The sequence below is a fragment of the Sphingobium sp. FW306-1B-F04DB genome (assembly GCF_058781925.1).
Map to the genome: position 1 here is coordinate 1 of NZ_JBYSXE010000099.1, position 3,904 is coordinate 3,904.

3 protein-coding genes are annotated in these 3,904 nt (G+C 61.2%); all 3 read right to left on the reverse strand.

The annotated features are described in order from the left end of the window. Positions 1 to 575: 575 nt before the first annotated feature. On the reverse strand, positions 576 to 1,118 hold the full coding sequence (locus AC3WJD_RS21725) for a hypothetical protein (protein WP_492748903.1): 543 nt from the start codon (positions 1,116 to 1,118) through the stop codon (positions 576 to 578). A 163-nt stretch (positions 1,119 to 1,281) separates the two neighbouring features. Next, entirely contained in the window at positions 1,282 to 2,583 is a 1,302-nt protein-coding gene (locus AC3WJD_RS21730; protein WP_492748904.1) for an OmpP1/FadL family transporter, read from the reverse strand. Between the two features lie 597 nt (positions 2,584 to 3,180). Beyond that, the gene (locus tag AC3WJD_RS21735) at positions 3,181 to 3,669 is read right to left on the reverse strand and encodes a nuclear transport factor 2 family protein (RefSeq protein ID WP_492748905.1); all 489 of its coding nucleotides are present in this window, start codon (positions 3,667 to 3,669) and stop codon (positions 3,181 to 3,183) included. Positions 3,670 to 3,904 lie beyond the last annotated feature (235 nt).

A 3,904-nucleotide genomic window follows, 5' to 3' on the forward strand; every position in this document is an offset into this window, starting at 1 on the left:
CAGTTCGGCTCCCGCCCTCGTAAATGGCCGCTAGAGCAAGCAGGCGCCGTGTCTGGGCTCCGTCCTTCGACTGGCGACCCGCGGCCCTCACCATAGCGGCATCATAGTCAGCTCGAAGCGCAATCGGCATGGCAAACTCCGTATCGTCTGCCATGTTGAAACAATCTATGCCGAACCTGGCAACCCCCATGAGTCATGCTCCTCGAGAGCTGGTATAAGTCCCGCGGACGATTATCGTCATTCCAGAAGCTGACTTTCCCCAAGTCTTTCGATTTGGATGGAAAATCGAGCTATCTGGAATCCATGAACGCGAAGATCAAAGGCACAGTCGCGGTGTTCATGGATTCCGGGTTCCAAGCCGAACCAGCGAAAAACCTGCGGTTTTCCGGGTTCGCCTAAGCCCCGGAATGACGGGTATGGGTAACGTCGTCCAGCCCTAGAGCATTGCACCGGAAATCGGGTTCAGTGCTCCTGCGAAAGCAGGAGCCCATCTGTCCGGGCGACGTATTGTTTGCAGCATGGGCTCCGGGTCAAGCCCGGAGCACGGATATGGATCAGATTTAGCGCACGCCGCTCTAGAAGCCGAGCGTTGTCCTGATCGTGTCGGAGAACAGCCAGCCGGCAACGCCCAGGCCCGCCAGCGTGACGACTGCGACCGCACCGAACAGCTTCGAACCCTTCGATGATGCGCTGTATTCGAACAGCTCGGCGACATCGGCCGACGGCGCGGTCGCGTCCGCTTCGGCCTCGGGCAGTTCGGCTACCGCCTCACCACCCAGCCTGGCACCCGATATGCCCGCCATCAGCGCGATCTTCTCATCGGCCAGCGCGCGCTTCTGGAGCGCGACCAGCTCGGAGATCTCGCGCAACTCCGGCGCCTCGGCGCCCGCCGGCCCGATGCCTTCGATGAAATGTTCAAGCTCGCGGTCCATGTCAGCCAGATGATCGAGCGATTCGATCGCCGGCCTGCGTTCGCGGCGAAGCATCGCGAGCTGCAGCCGAACCGACTGCATGCTCACCGCCCGCAGCAACTGCATCCCCGCCACGAGTTCCGTCTTTGAGACCGCGCCCGCGGCATGATCGCCGCGATCGGGGATCGAGTATGAATAACTCAGCATGATCTTACGCCCCGCTCCACACGCACGCGCCAATCGGACGATTGCGCGCCTTGCAAGGACAAGGGCTATGCCCCTGCCGCGCGCAATGCCAGATCGCGCGCGGCGGGGTGTGCGGGATCAACGTTATAATGCCGCAAATGCGCAGTCTTGCGACACTTTGACGTCAGAACGAGAAGCGTCCGCCCAGCGCGAGCACGATGGCGCTCGCATTGATGTTGCGGCCGCTGACAAGGATCGGCGTCTGCGCGGGCGTGCCCGGATAAGCCGCGGTTACCCGGTCGATGGTTGCGTCCTTGAAGTGGATATAGTTGGCGGCGGCGTCGATCGTGAAGCGCGACGACAGCTTGTACGAAGTGCCCGCCGCGAAATTCCAGCGGTTTGAATCGGGCACGCGCGCGTCACGTTCGCCATCGCGCGTTGGGGTCTGGTCGTACTGAATACCGCCGCGGACGGTCCATTGCCGGTTCAGGTCATAGTCGAGGCCGCCCGCGAAGCTCCATGTGTTACGGTAATTCTCGGGGATCGCCTGGTTGATCGGCGCGCCCAGCCGGATCTCCTCGAACTCGCTCCAGCCGACGCGCACGACCTGCGCGTTGAGCGTCAGCTGGTCGGTCGCCTTGAAGCGGCCACCCATGATGAGCTGCCAGGGCGTGCTGAAGCTGGCCTTTGTATCGATCGTGGCATTGTTGGGCGCGAGCGGGCCGACCAGGCCGCTGATTTCCACCCTGCCGTCAAGCGTGTGCTTGATGCTCGACTTGTAGCTGACGCCAAGCGTGACCGGTCCGGTATGCACCTGCGCACCCGCGCTCCAGCCGAGATCCCAGCCATCGCCCTTGAGCCGCTGCTCGCCGTCGGGAAGCGCCGCCGACAGGTTGGGCAGCGCGTTGGTCAGCGTCGCATCGCTATACTCGATATTGGCAGCGACGCCGAGGCGCAGCCAGTCGGTCGCCGAAAAGGCAAGCGAGGGCTGGATGTCGATCGTGCGCAGCTTGGACTTGTCGGCGGAGTAGCGGACCCAGCTGTCGGCGTCGTAATCGGTCTCGAAGCTGAAGGGCGCGCTGAAGGCCACGCCCGCGACGATGCGATCGGCGAGCCGCACCGCGACCGCGCTGCTCGGCAGCACGCCATTGGTGATCGGATCGCGCGCGACAGGGTTCCCGCCGACAGGCGCGGCGGGCTGGCCGGGACGCACGATGACCGTGCCGTCGTCGACAACGTTCGCGCTCGGCAGGATCGTGCTGACGCCGATATAAACCTGATTTGATTCGATATCCGCGATCGCGGCGGGGTTCCACCACAGCGAATCCGCCCCTTCGTCCGCAGCTTCGCCCGAAAAGGCGCGGCCGGCGGCCTTCACCGACTGTTCCTGCAGATAGAAACCGCCCGCATTCGCGGCAGCGGGGAGCGACAGGGCAAGGATGGAAGCCGTCACGACGGCGAGCGAACGAATGTGCGTACCCTTCATCTTCTACTCTCTCATGTTTGTTCTGTTCTGTAATCGTTGGGCTCGCGTCACGGTCGCCGCGTCGCCCACGAGAAACCGGCCAATGCGCGAATAGTTGCTTTGCCGTCAAACCAGTTGGCATAAATGCAGGTAAACGGGGCGAAAAGGCGGGTGCGCAGGGATGCCATGCCGGGCGCGTCACGATCGGAAGAAACCGCGAATCAGCGACGCCGCAATGGGTTCCTACGACCGACGACCGGGTGAGCAACACCGGCCTGTGCCGCCGGATCTTTCGTGCTGCGAAAGGAGGGATGGGAGCCGAGGGCCAAATTATTTGAATAGCTTAAGTGCATGATGCCATGCCATGCTGGCACGATCTCTTCCACATCCCTGATATCTGGGATGGTTTACCCGGTACCATCCGATCTTGGAATGGCACGCCAGCTGGTCGTGCTCAGCGGAAGCTTTTTCCCGAAAACAGAGCATCGCCCAGACTTCTAGGCGGCGGCAGGGTTCGACCCTGAGTGGACGTTCGTTTGATGCTCCTTCCACTTTGAGCGGCAAGGTGTTTCTGACCTTGCCGCTCAAAAGTGGACGATCTCAGTTCTAGGACCGTGCTTAATTCGAGGCTGCTGGCACCGGTGCAAAATTGGCATGAACCAACATCCATTTGCCTCCCTGCCGCACATAGACGCGGGTTGACTTGGCTATATTGGGATTAATCTTCCCGTCCTTATCTCTGCGGATCCCCGCAAAGTTATAGGTGAGAATGGCAGTATCCCCATAAACTTGGACCTTGGGATTTTGCATGTCGGCAAACATGGATTTGTCGCCTGGCACGACATCTGTCATACTCACGGCCATGGCCTTGCCATCAATGCGCGTGGGATAGTCAGGATTGAACTCCGTATAGTCATCCGCAACGGAGGCCATTTGCTCCGCCGACGACTTTCCCGCGATTTCCGCGGCCCATTGCGCACGCGCCAAATCCATGATCTCGGCGGCTACGCGCGGATTGTCTTCCGCCAGAGCGGGCGCGCCGCCAAACAAGAACAGCGACGCTGCCATCGCGATCCCGGCGCGACGGATTGTACGAGCTTCCATCATCTTGAGTCCTCCTGATTTTGCAGGGTGAACGCAACGGAGGGAAGGACACACGATCGGCAGACACTAGCTCCCCCGGTCGGGTGCCGAACGCGCGGACAATCTGCCTATGGCAGGCCTGTGTCAATGATCTTGGCCGGCAGCGGGAATGTCCGCAATCCACCGAGGACGTGTAAGAACGCGGATTTCGAGGTGCGACGATTGTCATACGAGGCAATCGCACTGCGGAGAGATAAAT

Excerpts from the sequence above, each read along its gene's own strand:
- AC3WJD_RS21725 (WP_492748903.1), bottom strand. The coding sequence starts at position 1,118 with ATGCTGAGTTATTCATACTCGATCCCCGATCGCGGCGATCATGCCGCG.
- AC3WJD_RS21730 (WP_492748904.1), bottom strand. The coding sequence starts at position 2,583 with ATGAAGGGTACGCACATTCGTTCGCTCGCCGTCGTGACGGCTTCCATC.
- AC3WJD_RS21735 (WP_492748905.1), bottom strand. The coding sequence starts at position 3,669 with ATGATGGAAGCTCGTACAATCCGTCGCGCCGGGATCGCGATGGCAGCG.